Source organism: Micromonospora sp. NPDC093243, from assembly GCF_044753725.1.
GTDB lineage: Bacteria > Actinomycetota > Actinomycetes > Mycobacteriales > Micromonosporaceae > Micromonospora.
This window is the reverse complement of record NZ_JBIVNT010000007.1, coordinates 320,970-339,656: the sequence shown is the minus strand read 5'-3', so window position 1 is coordinate 339,656 and position 18,687 is coordinate 320,970. Positions and strand designations below refer to the sequence as shown.

Below are 18,687 nucleotides of genomic sequence, written 5' to 3'. Positions count from 1 at the left end.
CTTTCACGGCTCGGAAGGCGACATCTTCGGGGAAGTTGCGCGGATCTTGCGTGCGCGCACCCGGCGGGCTAGGGCGCGTCGATCACCTCGCGGCCGAGGGGCCAGAACGCCGCCGGGACGAGCTTGAAGTTGGCGATGCCGAACGGGATCCCGATGATCGTGATGCAGAGCGCGATGCCGGCGACGATGTGGGACAGCGCGAGCCACCAGCCGGCCAGCACCACCCAGAGGACGTTCGCGAGACCCGAGCCGACCCCGGCGCCCGGCTTCGGGACCAGGGTGCGGCCGAAGGGCCAGAGCGAGTAGGACGCCAGGCGCAGCGACGCCACCCCGAACGGGATCGTGACGACCAGCAGGAAGCAGATCAGCGCCGCGATTCCGTACCCGATGGCCAGCAGGATCCCGCCGCCGAAGATGAGCCACAGCACGTTGAGCAGAAAGCGAATCACCCTCTCAGCATGACCACCGTCCGCCACCGGTCGCCCGGTCGGTGAGTCCGTGCGCCCGTCCCCCGGCAACCCGCGCTCAGAACGCGAGGATGGCCGTCATGGCGGCGTAGCTGGCCAGCAGCAGGACGCCTTCGAAGCCGAGTCGGCCCCAACCGCAGGTCTGGCGGATCAACAGGCCACCGAGGAGGACGGCGGTCATGAAGAGACTGGTGGTGGTGGCGAGCAGTTCGTCGTCGCCGGCGGTGTGATAGATCGACCCCTGCCGGTAGGCGAGGTCGCCGGCGACGAGGGTGAGCACGTCGAGGATGTTGCCGCCGAGGACGGCCGCGATGGCCAGGGTGACGGCGCCGCGGCGGACGGCCGCGATGGCGGTGACCGTCTCCGGTAGCGCGTTGACGATCCCCATGAGCACGCCGCCGACGAACCCGGTGGTGAGGCCCGTGACGTCGACGAGGCTCTTGGCGGCGAGCGCCACCAGCCAGCCGCCGGCGGCGACGAGCAGCCCGACCACCGCGAAGCGGCTCCACAGCCACCGTGGCGAGTGCCGGTTCAACGGGCTCTCGTTGTGCGGGACGTCCGGCTGAGTCTCGGCGGTGGCGATCGCCTGCCACATCGGCTGCGCGCCGGCCCGCCGGATGAGGACCAGACCGCCCACGTAGGTGCCGACCAGCACGGCGGACATCGGGTCGACCCCGGCGACGGTGGTCTCCGGGATGTAGCTGGCCAGCAGCGCGAGGGCGAGCAGGGCGATGAGAAGGCAGCCGGAGAGCAGGTTCGACAGCGAGGCGGCGGCGTGCTCGAGGTTGACCCGCCGGTGAAAGGCGTCGGCGACGGCGACGGCGGTGGTCTGGGCGGCGATGCCACCGACGGCGTTGCTGTAGCCGAGGCCGGCCTCGCCACTGCCCGCGGCGACGATGGTCATGATGATGCCGGACAGACCGGTGACGACGCCGAAGAACACCACGCCGAACAGCGCCTCGCCCCAGCCGGTGCGGTCGGCCAGGGCGTCGCCGAGGCCGGCCAGCCGGATGCTGCCGGCGACGGTGATCGCACCGGCCAGCGCGAACACGGCGATGCTCCACGGCAGGGGCCAGGGCAGGCTGGTCGGGTCCGGCACCGGCCGGGGATTCCCCGATCCGGGCGGGTGATGCCTCGATGTGCCCGATGGTCCGTTCGGGGCATGGCTGCCGCCGTTACGGTTGATGCTCCGGAGGGTCCGGGCCAGGGAGGCGTCGAACAGGCCGTGGGCGGCTATGGCGTGCAGGTCGCGCTGGTGCTCGTGTTGGTGCTGGTGAACGCGGTGTTCGCGGGTAGCGAGATGGCGCTGGTGTCACTGCGCGAGGGTCAGTTGCAGCGCCTGGAGCGTGCCTCCCGGGGCGGACGGGTTCTTGCCCGGTTGGCGCGCGACCCGAACCGGTTCCTGGCCACCATCCAGATCGGGATCACGCTGGCGGGCTTCCTGGCCTCCGCGGCGGCGGCGGTCTCGCTCGCCGCGCCGCTCGTCGATCCGCTCGGGTTCCTCGGTTCGGCGGCGAGACCGGTGTCGATCGTGCTGGTGACGGTCGTGCTGACCTTCATCACCCTCGTCCTGGGAGAGCTGGCGCCGAAGCGGATCGCCCTGCAGCGCCCCGAGGGGTGGGCGTTGCTGGTCGCCCGACCCCTGGACGCGCTGTCGACGTTCTCCCGCCCGGCGGTCTGGCTGCTCGGCCGGGCCACCGACGTCGTGGTCCAGTTGACCGGCGGTGACCCCCGCGCCCGGCGTGAGGAGGTCACGACCGAGGAGCTGCGGGACATGGTGGCCGCGCAGCGCAGCCTGACCCCCGAACACCGGATGATCATCAGCGGCGCGTTCGAGGTCGCCGAGCGGATCCTGCGGGAGATCCTGGTGCCCCGCCGGGAGGTGGTCACCCTGTCGGCGTCGCTCTCCGCCCGCGAGGCCCTACGGGAGCTGGGCGGCTCGGGGCACACGAGGGCGCCGATCGTCGGGCGTGGTGGCCTGGACGACACGCTCGGCGTGGTGCATCTGCGCGACCTGCTCGACGCCGGCGGGCCGGTCGGCGAGCGCGCGCATCCGGCCCTCTACCTGCCGGAGACCCTGAAGGTCACCGAGGCGATCCGGGAGCTGCGCCTGCAACGTCAGCAGTTCGCCCTGGTCGTCGACGAGCGAGGCTCCATCGACGGCATCGTCACGATGGAGGACCTCATCGAGGAGATCGTCGGTGAGATCTACGACGAGACCGACCGCGACGTGCAGGCGGTCGTCCGGGCCCCCGACGGGTCGCTGCTGCTGCCCGGCGGTTTCCCCGTGCACGACCTGCCCGACGTGGGCGTCGAACTCGACGAGGAGACCATCGAGGGGGGCGACTACACCACGGTCGCGGGCCTCGTGCTGACCCACCTCGGCCACATCCCGAAGACCGCCGGGGAGGTTGTGCAGTTGCCCGGGTTCACGGCGGAGGTGACCGAGGTGACCGGCCGCGCCATCACCCGTGTCAGGCTACGTCCGGGCTCGTCGGCGGCGGCGGACGGTGGCCGGGACGACGAGGACCGGGCCGGCTCCTGACGACGCCGACACCGGGGGCGGCGACGGGTCCGGAAGGCGACAGGAAGGGGCGGGCGATGTGGCCAGGCGCGGGAAGCGTACGGAGGCTGCGCGCCGGGGTCGGCGCGGTGGCGATCCTCGCCGGCGTGGCGGTGCCCGGCCGGGCGGTCGCGGAGCCGTCGCCCGCTCCGGCCCCGGCGACCCCGGTCTGCGAGCTGGGTGATCGCCGGCTGGCCGAGATCTCCGGGATGGTGGCCACCGACGACGGGTTCGTCATGATGAACGACGGCGCCGACGACGAGGCCCGCCGCCGCATCTTCTTCCTGGATTCCGCCTGCGCGGTGGCGCGGGCCGTGCCGTACCCCTCGCGGCCACGGGACACCGAGGATCTCGCCGTCGGCGCGGACGGCACGATCTGGGTGGGCGACATCGGTGACAACGACCGCACCCGGCAGACCATCGCGGTGTGGCGGCTCGCCCCGGGCGCCGACCGACCGGTGCTGTACCGGATGTCCTACCCGGACGGCGCGCACGACGCCGAGGCGCTGCTGGTGACCGGCGACGGCCGGCCGGTGATCGTGACCAAGTACTCGGCCGTGCTCTACACCCCGAGCGCCGCCCTGCGGCCCGGCGCGACGGTGCCGCTGACCCGGGTCGGGCAGGTGCGGCTGCCTACCACCACGACCAGCAACCCGTACGGCGTCCTCGGTCGGTCCTCGGTGACCGGTGCGGCGACCGCCTCGGACGGGCGCCGGGTGGTGCTGCGGACGTACGCCGACGCGTTCGAGTTCGACGTCACCGGCGGCGACGTGATCACCGCCCTGACCACCGGAACCCCGCGGATCACGGCCCTGCCCGACGAGCCGCAGGGCGAGTCGATCTCCTACAGCCGGGACGGGCGTTCCCTGTTCACGGTCTCCGAGGCCGCCGTGGCCGGCACGCGGCCGGTGATCCTGCGATACCCCCTGGCGGAGCCCGCGCCGGCCGCTTCGCCGGGCACTCCGACACCGGCTGCCGGCACGGCGGACGACGGCCACAGCAGCGACGGCGGCCTCGGCACCGCCATGGTGGCGGCCGGTGGATTGGGGCTGGCGGTGCTCGTCGCCGGACTTGTCGCGGTGACCCGGTCGCGTCGCGCCGGGCGGCGGTAGCCGGCCTCGGCCGCCCGGATTTCGCGAGCGGTACGCGGGTTTCGGAGCATGTTGCCCAGGGCAATGATCGGGCCGTCAACACCCCTCGGAAGGGACGGCTCTCGTGGAAGTCACCGGCATCTTCACCGCCATCATCATCGGTCTGATCATCGGCGCGTTGGGTCGGCTGGTCGTACCGGGCAAGCAGAACATCCCGATCTGGCTCACCCTGCTCATCGGCGTGCTCGCCGCCATCCTCGGCACCGTCGTGGCCGGTGCGCTCGGCGTCGACGACACCAGCGGCGTCGACTGGATCGAGCTGATCATCCAGGTCGTCTTCGCCGCGATCGGCGTGGCCATCGCCGCCGGCGCCTACGGCCGCCGCCGCGTCTGACGGCGCGACCGGGCCAGCCGGCACCGGGCGGGGGCACCGCGCACGAAACGGGGCGGCGACGGGAAACCGTCGCCGCCCCGAACCGCGCGCGGGCTTGGTGGTCAGGACGCGGTGCAGGAACGGACCTGTGGGCGGGTCCAGGTGCCGTTGGCCATGGTGGTGAAGCCGAAGACGTTGCCGCTGCCGTTCGACCGCATGGTCAGGACGTTCCCGCTGGTGTCCCAGCTCGGGGTGCCGTTCCAGGTGGACGAGATCTTCTGCGGCGGGGTGACGGCGACGACCACCGTCCAGTTGCTCGCCCCGCTGACCGTCACCTCACTGTTGAAGCGGTCGCTCCAGCGGGTGGCGTCGCGCAGGGTCGCGGTGCAGCCGCCGCCCGGTGGCGGGGTCGGCGGTCCGGTGGTCGGCGGGGCCGAGCCGCCGTTGAGCGCGGCGAGGACCGCGTCGTACGCCGGCTTCTTGGCGCCGCTGCCGGTGAAGAGCAACGGGTTCTGCGAGGCCCGCCACGAGTCGGTGTCCCGGATGCCCCAGACGGTGATGCCGGTGCAGCGGGAGACGGCGAGGCAGTCCTGCACGACGTTGCGGTAGGTGGCCGCCGGCGCGCCCTCGATGTCCAGCTCGGTGATCTGCACGTCGACGCCGAGCGCCGCGAAGTTGGACAGCGTGGTGCGGTAGTTGCCCGGGTAGGGCGAGCCGCTGTTGAAGTGCGACTGGAGGCCGACGCAGTCGATGGGCACGCCGCGCTGCTTGAAGTCGCGTACCAGGTTGTAGACGGCCTGGGTCTTGGCGTGCGTCCAGTCGTCGGTGTTGTAGTCGTTGTAGCAGAGCTTCGCGCCCGGGTCGGCGGCGCGGGCGGCCCGGAACGCGGCCTCGATCCAGTCGTTGCCGGTGCGCTGGAGGTTGGAGTCGCGGCGGGCGCCGGAGCTGCCGTCGGCGAACGCCTCGTTCACCACGTCCCACGCCACGACCTTGCCGCGGAAGTGGGTCGCCACCTGGGTGACGTGGTTGAGCATCGCCTGCCGCAGCGCGCTGCCGGACATGTTCTGCATCCAGCCGGGCTGCTGGGAGTGCCAGGCCAGGGTGTGACCGCGCACCTGCATTCCGCGGCTGCGGGCGTGGTTGACGATCTGGTCCGCCGCGCCGTAGCTGAACTGGCCCTGTTGCGGCTCGGTGGCGTCGATCTTCATCTCGTTCTCGGGGGTCACCGAGTTGAACTCGCGGTTCAGGATCGTGGCGTAGGTGTTGTCGCTCAGCTTGTTCGCGGCGACCGCGGTGCCGAAGTACCGGCCCCGTTCCGCCGCCGACGCGCCCAGGGTGGTCCCGGCGCTCGCCGTGCCCGGCAGGAACGCGGCGGTGGTCACGGCGAGCAGACCTGCGGCGGCGAGGACGACCGCCGTACGCACTGGGGGACCGGATCTCGGACGAATGTTCCCCTGGCACCTCTCGATCATGATTGTCCCTTCTCTGGGAACCAGGCCGGGCCGTGGGGGCGGCGGCCTGGGGTGGTGGTGGCCGGGTCGAGACCGTCGAGCTGACCGCACCCGGGACGGGGTGCGCACCCTCGGAACATCGACCCTGGTGGATGTGGAGTATGGCAGCGGAGCGCATAGACGAGCAAGAATTTCCGGAAAATTAACGAGAGCTAAGTCGCTGCTCTGGCCAACATGGAGCGAGAACTGCCAGTTCGGGGGAGCTAGCCAGCTGACAACGGCGGAGACGCGATCAGTGATCGCCGGCCGATGAAGTGCTGTGAGTCGCGGATGTTCCGGAACTGTTCCGCAACGCCAACACCCGGCTACGGGTGCAGCACCGCCTTGATCACGCCGTCCTCGCGCCGGTCGAAGCGGCGGTACAGCTCGGGCGCCGCCGCGAGCGAGGCGTGGTGGGTGACGACGACGCCGGGTCGGGCCCGGCCGGAGACCACCAGGTCACGCAGTCGAAGGGTGTAACGGCGGTCGTGGGTACGACCGAACCGGACCGACACGCCCTTGCTGAACAACGTTCCCCACGGCGCGGTCAGGTCCTCGTGCCCGCTCGCGCCGGGAGCCGGGTGCGGGTCGTTGTCCGGGTACACCCCGGCGACGCCGATCGCGCCCGTCGGGTTGACCAGCCGGGCCGCGTCCGCGATCACCTGGTCGGGGCGCTCCCGCTCGGGACGCTCCCGGTCACGGGCCTGGAACCCGACCGCGTCGATGACCTTGTCCACTCCGCCCAGCTTCTCCTCGCCGAGTGGCAGCCCGGCCCGGGCCCGGTCCGCGCGGATCTGCTCCACCGGGTCACCGTGGCGGAAGTCGACAGGCGTCGCCCCGATCTCACCGGCCTTGTCCAGGCGGGCGTCCACCCCGTCGACGCAGTAGACCGCGCGGGCACCCAGGATCGCCGCCGAGTACGCGCTGAGCAGACCGATGGTGCCGGCGCCGAACACGGCCACCGTGTCGCCCGCCTCGACCCCGGCAAGGGTGGCGGCCGCGTGCCAGCCGGTGACGAACGCGTCGGCGAGCAGTACGAAGTCGTCCTCACGGGCGTCGCCGGGCTCGCCCGGCAGGCGTACGCAGTTCGCGTCCGCCCACGGCACCCGGAGCAGGTCGGCCTGGGCGCCCCGGTAGGGGCCCATCCCGGCATAGCCGTACGCGGCGCCCGGCCCCTCGGCCCGGGCTCGCAGACAGGCGGCGGAGAGCCCTCGGGCGCACATCGGGCAGGTGCCGCAGAAGAGGTGCGTCGGGATCACCACCCGCATGCCGGGCCGGATGGTCTGCACCGCACCGCCCACCCGTTCGACCACGCCCAGCGGCTCGTGACCGAGCACCAGGCCGGCGTTCGCCCCGGTGCGCCCGTCGTACATGTGCAGGTCCGTGCCGCAGAGCGCGCTGGAGGTGATCCGGATCAGGGCGTCGGTCTCCGCCTCCAGGGTCGCGTCGGGCACCTCGTGCACCCCGACCCGGCGGACGTCCTCGTAGACGACGGCTCTCATCCGTGCCTCCCTCGCTCTGTGGTCACGCCCCGCCGGGCCAGTCCCACGGCGACGACCACGACCGCGACCACCAGCGCCGCCGCGAGCGCGGGCGCCCACCTCGGTGCCACCGTCAGCGTCAGCGCGCCGAGCACCGCGCCGGCGAAGAGCCCCAGCAGCCGGGAGATCCCGCCCGCGCCGACGGTGATCCGATGCGGGTCGAGCACCGCGCCACGGACCACCTCGGTCAGCGAGCCGGTCAGGTACGTGGTCGCCGCACCGCGGATCCCGGCGCTGAGGGTGATCACGCTCTGCACCCCGCTCGCCGCCGACGCCACGCCCAGCAGCGCCAGACCGAAGGCGTATCCAGGCCGCCCGCCGGTGCCCCACCAGCCCGCCGCGACGCTGGCCAGCAGCACCGACTGGACCACCGCCACCCCCGCGGTACGCCGACCCCAGCCCGACCCGAGCCGGCGCAGCGGCAGCGTTCCCCCGGCCACGCCCAGCGCGTAGCCGCCGACGGCCGTGGCCCCGCCGGCCATCAACTGCGTCTTCGTCGTGGCGACCGCGTGGCCGAGTTGCACCAGGTTGCCGGTGATCACGCTGGCGAAGAAGCCGCCCAGTCGGGTCACGCAGAACACGTCGATGCAGCCCGACGCGGCGGCCAGCACCACCAGCAACCGGAGCACCACCGGCCGGGACAGCGCGGGACCGTCGAGCTGCCCGGCGCTGACCGGTCCGGTCACCCGGTCCGCTCTGTTCCTCGTACGACTGCCTCCCCACCGTCACCCACCGTGGCGAAGGGCTTCTTCCCGGGCGTACGCCGTTCATGCCGCCGGGGAGGAGGCGGGAAGCCCGCGCGAACGCCCGGTGCGCCGTCGCAGCCGCCCCACCGTCGCCGGGTCGGCCGTCGGGCGCGGCTCAGGCGACGGGAGCGCCGGTCGAGGCGGGGGCGACCGCGTCGAGCGCGGCGCGGACCGTGTCGATCAGCGAGCGCTCGGGGTGCTCGTACCAGTGCTGGACGGCGACCCGCACGGTGGTCAGGAAGGTCGACGCCAGCACCCGGGACCGCAGCGTCACGTCGGCGCCGGTCAGCCGGAGCGCGAGCTCCGCGGCCACCTCACGCTCGATGGTCGCGTACGCCGCCACCTGGTGGGCGGCCAGGCCGGGGTGCCCGCGCAGTTGGCGGCGGCGGGTGAGCCAGGACGGGTCGGCGTCGTGGAACGCCTCCTCGGTCAGGCGTAGCGCCGCCCGGGTCAGCGCCGGCCACGGCTGCTCGTCGGTCGGCTGCTCGCGGATCAACTCCAGCATCCGGCTCAGCCGCATCGTGTCGCCGTGGAAGAGGGCCTCCTCCTTGCTGGAGAAATAGTTCGAAAACGTACGCCGGGAGACGTTCGCGGCATCCGCGATCGCCTCGACCGTCATCCGGTCGAGCCCCTCTTCGATGGCGAGCCGCAGGGCCGCCTCGTGCAGGGCGAGGCGGGTGGCTGCCTTCTTGCGTTCCCGCAGCCCCGTGGTCTCGTCCATGGCTCCCAAGGGTACGTGGCCGTGATGGAGTTCTCAACGAGCAAACTTGCCCGATGGGCAAGATTGGCAGATGATTGTTTGAGGCAACCATCTCGGCTCGGGGAGGGAACGTGGACGAATCCGTACGGGACCTCGGTCTCCGGCTGCACGGTCTGCTCAACGGCGTCCGACTGATCAAGCAGCGTCGGGCCGACGAGCGGCCGGCTGTGCCGTCCGGCCTGGTCGGCATCCTTCTGCAGATCGACCGGCTCTCCACCGGCTGCCACGCCCGGGAGCTGGCCCAGCGGACCCGGCTCGACCCGTCAACCGTCAGCCGCGCCGTCGCCGCCCTGGTCGCGCACGACCTGGTCCAGCGGCGACCCGACCCGGACGACAGGCGGGCCAGCTTCCTGTCGCTCACCCCGGCCGGCCGGGCCGCGCTGACCGACACCTTCGACTGGTACGGCGAGGTGCTCGACCGGGCGCTCGTCGACTGGACTCCCGGCGAGGTAACGGCGCTCAGCGCCGCGCTCGACCGGTTCACCCGCGACATCGAGATCGCCCTCGGAAACCACGACAACCTGGAGGCAGCGCGATGAGCGCACCCACCACAACCGTCGGCGCCGCGCCGATGACCCACCGGCGGACGCTGGAGGCTCTCAGCGGCCTGCTGCTGGTGCTCTTCGTCGCCATGCTCAGCAGCACCGTCGTCTCGACGGCACTCCCCAAGATCATCGGCTCGCTCAACGGGTCGCAGACCCAGTACACCTGGGTGGTCACCGCGACCCTGCTGACGGCGACGGCCACCACCCCGATCTGGGGCAAGCTCGCCGACCTGTTCAACAAGAAGTCCCTGGTGCAGATCGCCATCGTCGTCTTCCTGCTGGGCTCGGTCGTCGCCGGCTTCTCGCAGAGCGCCGGCCAGCTCATCGCCGCCCGCGCGTTCCAGGGCATCGGCGTCGGCGGGCTGCAGGCCCTCGTCCAGGTGGCGATCGCCGCGATGATCCCGCCGCGCGAGCGCGGCCGGTACAACGGCTACCTCGGCGGCGTGATGGCCGTCGCGACGGTCGGCGGCCCGCTGCTGGGCGGCCTCATCGTCGACACGTCCTGGCTCGGCTGGCGTTGGTGCTTCTTCGTCGGCGTGCCCGTCGCCCTCGTCGCGCTGGTCCTGTTGCAGGCCACCCTTCGCCTGCCCACCGTGCGCCGGGAGAATGTGAAGATCGACTACCTGGGCGCGACGCTCATCGCCGCCTGCGTCAGCGTGCTGCTCATCTGGATCTCGTTCGTGGACAGCTCGTTCGCCTGGGTCTCCTGGGAGAGCGCGGCCATGGTCGGCGGCTCACTCGTCCTGCTCGCGCTGGCGGTCTGGGTCGAGTCCCGGGCGGCAGAGCCGGTCGTCCCGCTGTCCGTCGTCCGGGAGCGCACCACGGCGCTGGCCATCCTCGGCAGCCTCGCGGTCGGCATGGCCATGTTCGGCGGTGCCGTCTTCCTCGGCCAGTACTTCCAGATCGGTCGCGGCTACAGCCCGACCGAGGCCGGCCTGCTCACCATTCCGATGATGGCCGGCGTCCTGCTCTCCTCGATCGTCGCGGGTCGGCTGATCACCAAGAGCGGGCGGATCAAGCCGTACATCGTCGGCGGCTCGATCCTGCTCGTCGCCGGCTTCGCGCTGCTCGGCACGATCGACCACGAGACCTCGCTCTACCTGGTCGGCGCGGCCATGTTCATCGTCGGCACCGGCGTCGGCATGACCATGCAGAACCTCGTTCTCGCCGTGCAGAACACCGTGGCGCTCAAGGACATCGGCGCGGCCAGCTCCACCGTCGCGTTCTTCCGCTCGCTCGGCGGCACCATCGGCGTCTCGGTGCTCGGCGCCGTCCTGGCCCGCCGGGTCAGCGACCGGATCACCCACGACCTCGCGGCGTCCGGGATTCCCGCCGGGGGCGGCTCGGGCGAGACCAGCAGCCTGAACCTCAACGCGCTGCCCGAGGCGGTGCAGCACATCGTGCGCGCCGCGTACGGCGACGCGACCGGACACATCTTCCTGATCTCCGCCGCCATCGCCGTCGTCGGTGTCATCGCCGGTCTCCTGCTCAAGCCGGTGACCCTGCGGACCAGCCTCGACCTGCCCGACGCGGCCCGCTCGGCGGCCGTCGCCGCGGACGCGGTCGACGGGGCGCCCGCGCTCGACCAGGTCCCCGTCGAGGGGACGCCCGAGGGCGTAACCACCCGCCGCTGACCTGCGACGCACCACCCGGGGCCGCCACCGTCGTCAGACGGCGGCGGCCCCGGCCGTTTTCGGGCGGGTGCCCGGCGGCCCGCAGCGGCGGTGCCGGCCCACTCGGGTGGCGCAGGCGGGACCTCGGCCGGACCGTCGGTGCTCAGTCCATCGGGGTGGGCGGCTCGCCCTCGTGCCAGCGAGCGCGCCAGGCGACCTCGTGCGCCTCGTGCGCGGTCTTCTCCTCGAGGATGGCCGCACGCAGGGCGCGCCGGGAGTCCGCGAAGACCACCGCCTCGATCGTCACCAGCGCCACGCAGATGGCGGTGAGCAGGGCGAGGGCGGCGAGCGCGGGCAGCTCACCGCCGATCGGCAGCGCGACGGCCAGGATGACCAGCACCCCGATCCGGGTCCACGAGACGGTGTGCAGGGTGCGCAGCTGGAACGCCAGGTCGGCCGCGAGGTAGAGCATCACCCCACCGAAGAGCATCGGTACGGCGGGACCGTGGGCCGGCTCGCCCACTCCGCCGGCCGGGTCGGTGATGACGCGGATGACCTCCTCGGCGCCGATGGCGAACAGGATCACGCCGGCGATCATCGGCAGGTAGAGGTAGGCGTAGGCGTCCCGGGCCATCGCCACCCGGGGGCCGTTCTTGGCCGCGTGCAGCGCGATCCGGGCGGCCGGCCCGACGAAGTCGAAGTGCGCCCACCACAGGGCCGCGGTGAAGATGATCCCGAGCATGGCTGCCGGGATCGCCTGCCAGGTGACCGGCTTGCCGAGCAGGTTGCCGCCGACGCCGACGGAGATGACCGACTCACCCAGCGCGATGATCAGGATCAGGTCGTAGCGCTCTGTCCAGTGCTCTGCGGAGGGGAGTTCCCAGCCCCAGGTGCCGGCGAGGAGCCCGCTGCCGTACTGGATGATGACGACCGCGACCCACAGGCCGTCGCGGACCAGCGCCGCCAGCCCCGGATCGTCGAGGTGCTGCGGAAGCACCGCGGCGACGATCAACAGCACCGTGGTGACCGCCATCTCCGGCACGAACTGGAGCATCTTGCGACGTGAATTCGCCTTTCCCCGTACCGCGTGCAGGTAGAGCAGCAGATGGACGAGGCGGATCGCCACGTAGCTGACCGCGACCAGCATGGGCCCGGCGCCGCCGTGCTGCGGGTGCTCGAACGCCTGGGGCAGGGCCAGCGCGAAGGTGAAGAGCGCCGCCATGCCGAGGACCATCGCCACCGGGACGAAGCCCTCACCGAGCCGGACCCGGCTGGCGACGACGCTGTGCACCACCCAGCACCACCAGAGCACGGCGAGCACCAGCAGCGCGTGCAGCAGCTCCCGGGGGGTGACGTTCGCCGCGGTGGCCCGGGTGATGATGAAGAACGAGACCACGAAGACCAGGTCGAAGAAGAGCTCGAACTTGTCGGCGCGGGTGCCCGGGGCGATGGGCACGGCCGGCCCCAACGTCCCCCGCCACCGGTAGCGACCCACCGGACGAGTCTCCCAGCGCCGGCGCGGGTCGCGGGCCGAATCGCTACCGACTGCGTCCCGCCGCCCCGGCTGGCCGGCGCCGTCCCGTTCTTGCGTCCTCGTGGGGTTTGCCCGCGACGACGACGGGTAGCCGCCGTCGCCCGGGCACCCACCACCAGGAGGAATGACGTGCAGGAGATCGTTGGCGAGAGCCTGGCCCGCCGGCTCGTGGAGTGGGGGGTCGACACCATCTTCGGGCTGCCGGGCGACGGCATCAACGGCCTGATGGAGGGCTTTCGCCGGCAGCGGGAGAAGCTCCGGTTCATCCTGGTGCACCACGAGGAGGCGGCGGCCTTCATGGCCACCGGTTACGCCAAGGCGACCGGCCGGCTCGGCGTCTGCTGCGCCACCTCCGGGCCGGGCGCCATCCACCTGCTCAACGGCCTGTACGACGCCAAGCTCGACCACGTGCCGGTGCTCGCGATCACCGGCATGCAGGAGACGTCCGTGCTCGGTACGCACTACCAGCAGGAGGTGCACACCCAGCTGCTCTTCCAGGACGTGGCGTCGTACAACCTGATCGTCACCAACCCGCAGCAGGTGCCGGGCGTGGTGGACCTGGCCATCCGCGACGCCCTCGGCAAGCGGACCGTCGCGCACCTGACCTTCCCCAACGACCTCCAGGTCGCCCCGGCCTCCGCCGATCCCTACCGCAACGTCGGCCCGGGCAAGCCGCCGATGAGCGCGGCCGGCATCGCGTACCCCCGGCTCTCGCCGGACCCGGCGGAGATCTCCCGGGCGGCCGAGGTTCTCCGGCAGGGCAGCAAGATCGCCATGCTGGTCGGGGTGGGGGCCCGCGGCGCGCGGGAGGAGGTGCTCGCGGTGGCCGACGCCCTGGGCAGCCCGATCGTCAAGACGCTGCCGGGAAAGATGGTGGTGCCCGACGACCATCCGCTCACCACCGGCGGTCTCGGCCTGCTCGGCACCCGACCCAGCGAGGAGCTGATGGAGGAGTGCGACACGCTGCTCATGGTCGGCACCTCCTATCCGTACGCCCAGTACCTGCCCAAGCCTGACCAGGCCCGGGTGGTGCAGATCGACGTCGACCCGGGCCTGATCGGCATGCGGCTGCCGGTGACCGCGGGGGTCTGCGCGGACGCCCGGCTGGCGCTGCGGCACCTGCTGCCCCTGGTCCAGCACCAGCCCGACCGGTCGTTCCTGGAGAAGTACCAGCACAAGACGCAGGCGTGGCGCCGTGACATGGCCAGCCTGCAGGATTCGCGGCGGCACCCGATCGCCCCGCAGTACCTGATGGCCTGCGTGGACGAGGCGGCGACCGACGACGCCATCCTGACCAGCGACTCCGGCACCATCACCACCTGGTCGGCACGGCACTGGACGATTCGGGGCGGGCGGGAGTACTACCTCTCCGGCAATCTGGCCAGCATGGCTCCCGGCCTGCCGTACGCGATCGCGATGCAGCACGCGTACCCCCGCCGGCAGGTCATCGCGTTCGTCGGGGACGGTGGGTTCGCCATGCTGATGGCCGAGTTCCTCACCGCCGTGCGGCACGAGCTGCCGATCAAGGTGGTCATCAACAACAACAACGCCTACGGCGAGATCCTCTGGGAGCAGATCATCCTCGGCTACCCGGAGTACGCCGTACGGCACCGGCAGCCGGAGGGGGACTTCGCGGCCTGGGCCCGGGCCTGCGGCGCGTACGGCGTCAAGGTCACCGACCCGAAGGCGGTGCCCGCCGCGATCCGGGACGCCCTCGCGCACCCGGGGCCGGCGCTGGTGGACTGCGACGTCAACCCGAACGAGCCGCCGATGCCCGGCAAGATCCGCTACGAGCAGGCGAAGTACTTCACCGAGGCCTTCCTGCGCGGGCAGGGGCACCGGCTCAGCACCCTCGCCTCGGTCGCTCGCGACAAGATCAACGAAATGCGGTCCTGACCGGCGACCGCGCCGCCGGGCGGCGCGGCGCGAGGTTGCTGGTCGACACGCGGCGGGACGCGCCGACAAAGCCCTTGACAGCGACTCTCCTCGAGGCGATGCTTCGACTTGTCCTACTGCCGTAGGACAATAGAGAGGATCATCTCGAGTGATCGAGTTTGTGCTGGACAGTCGGTCCAAGGTGAACACCTACATGCAGCTGGTGCAGCAGGTGAAACAGGCGCTGCGGGTCGGCCTGTTGGTGCCGGGCGACCAGCTGCCGAAGGTTCGCGAGGTCGCGCAGTCGCTGGCGATCAACCCGAACACGGTGCTCAAGGCGTACCGAGAACTGGAGATCGAGGGCCTGGTGGCCGGCCGACCCGGGATCGGGACGTTCGTGGAGCGCACCCTGGCCGGCGCGTCGCTGCCCAACCAGGCCGAGCTGCGCGCCGACCTGGAGGCCTGGCTGCACCGCGCGCGGGCGGCCGGGCTCACGCCGGAGGACGTGATCGCCCTGGTGGAGACCACCATGCGGGCCGCACTCGCCGACGACACACCGCAGAAGGAGTCCGCGCGAGCGGAATGAGAGGACAGAGATGGACGTGGTCCTGGAGGCCGACCAACTCGGCAAGCGGTACGGAAAGACCTGGGCGTTGCGGGACTGCTCGCTACGCCTGCCAGCCGGGCGGATCGCCGCCCTCGTCGGCCCGAACGGCGCCGGCAAGAGCACGCTGCTGCACCTGGCGGTCGGCCTGCTCCGGCCCGACGCGGGGGCGGTCCGGGTGTTCGGCGGCTCGCCCTACAACAACACGGAGAGTCTCGCCGACATCGGGTTCGTCGCCCAGGACACCCCGCTGTTCCGGGACTTCACCGCCGCGGAGCTGGTCACCGCGGGCGAGAAGCTGAATCGGCGGTGGGACGGAGCGCTGGCCCGTAACCGGCTGGCCCAGCTGGGCGTCCCCCCCGACAAGCCGGTCGGCAAACTCTCCGGCGGCCAGCGCGCGCAGGTGGCCCTCGCGCTCGCACTGGCCAAGCGCCCCCGGCTGCTGCTGCTCGACGAGCCGGTGGCCAGCCTGGACCCGCTGGCCCGGCGGGAGTTCCTCCAGTCGCTGATGGGCAGCGTCGCCGACGCCGGCACCACGGTCCTGCTCTCCTCGCACCTGCTGGCCGACCTGGAACGGGTCTGCGACTACCTGATCGTGCTGAACGCCGCCCGGGTGCAGCTCGTCGGCACGGTCGACGAGATCGTCGCCGGCCACCGGCAGCTCATCGGCCCCCGGCACGACGGTGGCCCGCTGGGCGGGGTCGCGGCGGTGGTCCGGGCCAGCCACACCGACCGGCAGTCCACGCTGCTCGTCCGCACCGACGGGCCGATCACCGATCCGTCGTGGACGGTCCGCGAGGTCAGCCTGGAGGACCTCATCCTGGCCTACCTGGCCGACGGCGACACCACGGCGAGCCACACCGAGTGGGGGGTACCGGCATGATCTGGCTGGCCTGGCGGCAGCACCGCAAGCAACTGCTGTTCACCCTCCTCGGGTTCGTGCTCCTCGCCGCCGTGATGATCCCGATCGGTGTGGCGATGCGGAGCACCTTCGCCGATCTCGGGCTGCCCGCCTGTGTGCGCGACCTGGCGCGGGCCGACGTGGCGCCGGCGACGGTGGAAGCCTGCGAGGCGGGATTCCGCCGGTTCACCAACCGGTACGGCGCCCTGAACCTGGTGGCCGTGCTGCTCGTCATGCTGCCGATGCTGGTCGGCCTCTTCTGGGGCGCGCCGCTGGTCGCCCGCGAGGTGGAGCAGGGCACGCACCGCTTCGCCTGGACCCAGGGGATCAGCCGGCGGCGGTGGGTCCTGGTGAAGTTCGGCTTGGCCGGCGCGGTCGTGCTGACCGCCGCGGTCGGCTACGGGCTGGGCATGTCGTGGTGGGTCGACCCGCTGACCCGGGCCGCTCACGAGGGCCGGCTCGGCTACATCGTCTTCGACCTGCAGGGCATCGTCCCGATCGGCTACACCCTCTTCGCGGTGGCGCTCGGCATCTTCGCCGGCACCCTCTGGCGTCGGATGCTGCCCGCCATGGCCATCACCCTGGTCGGCTATGTGGGCGTACGGGCGGCGGTGGCCGTGCTGGCGCGACCCCACTACCAGCCGGCCCGCACGCTCACCTTCCCGGTGACGGGAACCGGCGAACCGATTGGCGACCGCGGCAACTGGATCCTCTCCAGCGGCGTCCGCAACCCCGACGGACAGATGGTGGTGAGCGACACCCGGATGCAGTGCCCGCCAGGCGCCCTGGGGCCGACCGGCCGGGGCTGCGGAGCCGAGCTCGGCGTCGAGCCCGGCGCCTACAACTGGCAGCTGTACCAGCCGGCGGGGCGGTTCTGGCTGTTCCAGGGCATCGAGGCCGGCATCTTCGTGCTCCTGGCGCTGGTGCTGGTCTACGTCGCGGTCCGGGCGATCCGCCGCATCGCGTAGCGCGGACCGACCGAAGGCGGCACCCGGTTCGGGTGCCGCCTTCGCGGCTTGCCGTCCACCCGGGCGGGGGCCGGAACGTCCGGCCGACCCACCGCCGCGCGCCGATGGGTCAGGCGACCGCGCAGTTCGCGCCGTTCAACGTGAACGACGCCGGCCGCCCGGCGTCGCCGGTGTGGGTGGCCTGGAAGCCGATGTTCACCGACGCGAGGGGCGCGATGGTCCCGTTGTAGGAGGCGTTGCGGGCGGTCACCGCGCCGCTGGTCGGAGCGTACGAGGCGTTCCAGCCGCTGGTGATGCTCTGGCCGCCGGGCAGGGTGAAGGCGAGGCTCCAGCCGTTGACCGTCGTGGCGCCGATGTTGGTGATGGTCAGCGAGGCCGTCAGTCCGCTGTTCCAGGCGTTCACCGCGTACGCCACCCGGCAGGCCCCGCCGCCCGGCGGAGGAGTGGTCGGCGGTGGTGTGGTGGGCGGCGGCGGGGTGGACGTGTCCAGGCCGAAGAAGCGGATCGCCTGGGCGGCGTCGACCGGCAGGTTGTGCGAGACACCCTGCATGCTGATCGCCTCGACCGGCGCCGTGCCACCGCTACCGCCGTAGCGGGTCCGGGTGTAGCCGGGCTGCGGGGTGTCGGTGTACGTCGGCGTCTGGCCGAGACCGTGCAGGTTGGTCCACTGCTTGATCTCCTCGGTGAAGTTCGGATAGCGCAGCGTCTCGTCGTTCGTACCGTGCCAGAGCTGCATCCGTGGCCGCTCGCCGGTGTATCCGGGGTACGCGTTGCGCACCAGGTCGCCCCAGGCCTGCGGGGTCCTCACGACCTGGCCGTTGGCGCACTCGCTGTTCCATTCCGAGCCGTTCGTGGTGGCGAAGCAGCCGAACGGCACGCCGGCGAAGGCGGCGCCGGCGCTGAACACGTCGGGATAGAGCCCGAGCAGGACGTTGGTCATCATCGCCCCGGACGACACGCCGGTGGCGAAGATCCGGTCCGGGTCGACGTCGTACCGCTGCCGGACGTGGTTGACCATCGACATGATCCCCACCGGGTCGCTACCTCCGTCCCGGCGCAGGGCCTGTGGCGACGAGACGTCGAAGCACTGGCTGCTGCGGGTCACCGACGGATAGATCACCAGGTAGCCGTAGCGGTCGGCCAGGGACGCGAACTGGGTGCCGGAGTGGAACGCCGGCCCGCTGCCCGTGCAGTAGTGCACGGCGACGAGCAGCCCCGGCCGCGGCGCGACCCGGTCCGGCACGTAGAGGTACATCCGCAGGTTGCTGGGGTTGGTGCCGAAGCTGGTCACCTCCGTCAGCGACGCCGCCGACGCCGGCGCGGTGGCGGTCACCGCGGCCAGCAGGGTGAGCGCGGCGGCCGTCAGGGCGGCGCCGAGCAATCTGAGCCTGACTCTCATGGGGGTTCCTCCGAGGGCCGAATGGGGCGAGGGTGCGACCGAGGCTGCCCGGTAGCCCGATCATGTCCGGCTCAGGAACATCCACAAGTATGGATACCGCTATCCGGTCCGGCAACCCACTCGGGCCGGCGCCGCTCACCGTCGGGTCGGGCCGGAGCCGGGCCCGTGTCGGCCCGAGAACCTGAACGTCCGTGGTAGAACTGACCGCGATGGGGGA

Annotated in this window: 17 protein-coding genes; 9 read left to right on the top strand and 8 right to left on the bottom strand. The window is 71.9% G+C overall.

The annotated features are described in order from the left end of the window. Nucleotides 1-68: 68 nt before the first annotated feature. Together ACIP9D_RS24920 and ACIP9D_RS24915 are read right to left on the bottom strand one after the other, a co-directional pair. A complete protein-coding gene (locus ACIP9D_RS24920) occupies nt 69-449 on the bottom strand; it encodes a YccF domain-containing protein (RefSeq protein WP_350873275.1) in 381 nt (126 codons plus the stop codon). Between the two features lie 76 nt (nt 450-525). Beyond that, nucleotides 526-1,566, bottom strand: a complete 1,041-nt coding sequence (locus ACIP9D_RS24915) for a cation transporter (RefSeq protein WP_350873274.1) — start codon at nt 1,564-1,566, stop codon at nt 526-528. Between the two features lie 126 nt (nt 1,567-1,692). On the opposite strand from ACIP9D_RS24915, the gene ACIP9D_RS24910 reads away from it, so the two are divergent. From ACIP9D_RS24910 to ACIP9D_RS24900, 3 genes are all read left to right on the top strand, one after another. After that, nucleotides 1,693-3,012, top strand: coding sequence for a hemolysin family protein (locus ACIP9D_RS24910; protein ID WP_350873273.1), 1,320 nt, complete (start codon nt 1,693-1,695; stop codon nt 3,010-3,012). Nucleotides 3,013-3,068: 56 nt separating this feature from the next. Beyond that, complete coding sequence (locus ACIP9D_RS24905; protein ID WP_350873272.1) at nt 3,069-4,142, top strand: hypothetical protein; 1,074 nt, start codon at nt 3,069-3,071, stop codon at nt 4,140-4,142. A 103-nt stretch (nt 4,143-4,245) separates the two neighbouring features. Continuing rightward, nucleotides 4,246-4,515 carry a GlsB/YeaQ/YmgE family stress response membrane protein gene (locus ACIP9D_RS24900; protein WP_350873271.1) on the top strand — a complete coding sequence of 90 codons (270 nt, stop codon included), beginning with the start codon at nt 4,246-4,248 and terminating at the stop codon, nt 4,513-4,515. 101 nt (nt 4,516-4,616) lie between these two features. On the opposite strand, the gene ACIP9D_RS24895 is transcribed toward ACIP9D_RS24900, so the two are convergent. The 4 genes from ACIP9D_RS24895 to ACIP9D_RS24880 form a co-directional block, all read right to left on the bottom strand. Further along, on the bottom strand, nt 4,617-5,966 hold the full coding sequence (locus ACIP9D_RS24895; RefSeq protein WP_350873270.1) for an endo-1,4-beta-xylanase: 1,350 nt from the start codon (nt 5,964-5,966) through the stop codon (nt 4,617-4,619). Between the two features lie 344 nt (nt 5,967-6,310). Beyond that, on the bottom strand, nt 6,311-7,486 hold the full coding sequence (locus tag ACIP9D_RS24890) for an alcohol dehydrogenase catalytic domain-containing protein (RefSeq protein WP_350873269.1): 1,176 nt from the start codon (nt 7,484-7,486) through the stop codon (nt 6,311-6,313). Next, on the bottom strand, nt 7,483-8,211 hold the full coding sequence (locus ACIP9D_RS24885; RefSeq protein WP_350873268.1) for a YoaK family protein: 729 nt from the start codon (nt 8,209-8,211) through the stop codon (nt 7,483-7,485). Before ACIP9D_RS24885 ends, ACIP9D_RS24890 begins: the two co-directional genes overlap by 4 nt. Before the next feature lie 175 nt (nt 8,212-8,386). Next, entirely contained in the window at nt 8,387-8,992 is a 606-nt protein-coding gene (locus ACIP9D_RS24880) for a TetR family transcriptional regulator (protein ID WP_350873267.1), read from the bottom strand. A 110-nt stretch (nt 8,993-9,102) separates the two neighbouring features. On the opposite strand from ACIP9D_RS24880, the gene ACIP9D_RS24875 reads away from it, so the two are divergent. Together ACIP9D_RS24875 and ACIP9D_RS24870 are read left to right on the top strand one after the other, a co-directional pair. After that, nucleotides 9,103-9,570 (top strand): MarR family transcriptional regulator, encoded by a 468-nt coding sequence (locus ACIP9D_RS24875; protein ID WP_350873266.1) that lies wholly within the window; start codon nt 9,103-9,105, stop codon nt 9,568-9,570. Then, the gene (locus ACIP9D_RS24870) at nt 9,567-11,210 is read left to right on the top strand and encodes an MDR family MFS transporter (RefSeq protein ID WP_350873265.1); all 1,644 of its coding nucleotides are present in this window, start codon (nt 9,567-9,569) and stop codon (nt 11,208-11,210) included. The genes ACIP9D_RS24875 and ACIP9D_RS24870 overlap by 4 nt, the downstream gene beginning before the upstream one ends. Before the next feature lie 142 nt (nt 11,211-11,352). Here ACIP9D_RS24870 and ACIP9D_RS24865 read toward each other — a convergent pair whose 3' ends face one another. Continuing rightward, nucleotides 11,353-12,684 carry a low temperature requirement protein A gene (locus tag ACIP9D_RS24865; protein ID WP_350873264.1) on the bottom strand — a complete coding sequence of 444 codons (1,332 nt, stop codon included), beginning with the start codon at nt 12,682-12,684 and terminating at the stop codon, nt 11,353-11,355. A 168-nt stretch (nt 12,685-12,852) separates the two neighbouring features. On the opposite strand from ACIP9D_RS24865, the gene ACIP9D_RS24860 reads away from it, so the two are divergent. From ACIP9D_RS24860 to ACIP9D_RS24845, 4 genes are all read left to right on the top strand, one after another. Beyond that, complete coding sequence (locus ACIP9D_RS24860; protein WP_350873263.1) at nt 12,853-14,619, top strand: thiamine pyrophosphate-dependent enzyme; 1,767 nt, start codon at nt 12,853-12,855, stop codon at nt 14,617-14,619. A gap of 148 nt (nt 14,620-14,767) precedes the next feature. Further along, a complete protein-coding gene (locus tag ACIP9D_RS24855) occupies nt 14,768-15,184 on the top strand; it encodes a GntR family transcriptional regulator (protein ID WP_350873262.1) in 417 nt (138 codons plus the stop codon). A 10-nt stretch (nt 15,185-15,194) separates the two neighbouring features. Then, a complete protein-coding gene (locus ACIP9D_RS24850) occupies nt 15,195-16,085 on the top strand; it encodes an ABC transporter ATP-binding protein (RefSeq protein WP_350873261.1) in 891 nt (296 codons plus the stop codon). After that, nucleotides 16,082-17,071, top strand: a complete 990-nt coding sequence (locus ACIP9D_RS24845) for a transporter (protein ID WP_350873260.1) — start codon at nt 16,082-16,084, stop codon at nt 17,069-17,071. Before ACIP9D_RS24850 ends, ACIP9D_RS24845 begins: the two co-directional genes overlap by 4 nt. A gap of 109 nt (nt 17,072-17,180) precedes the next feature. Here ACIP9D_RS24845 and ACIP9D_RS24840 read toward each other — a convergent pair whose 3' ends face one another. Beyond that, nucleotides 17,181-18,470: a PHB depolymerase family esterase gene (locus ACIP9D_RS24840; RefSeq protein ID WP_350873259.1), complete on the bottom strand. Its 1,290-nt coding sequence runs from the start codon at nt 18,468-18,470 to the stop codon at nt 17,181-17,183. Nucleotides 18,471-18,687 lie beyond the last annotated feature (217 nt).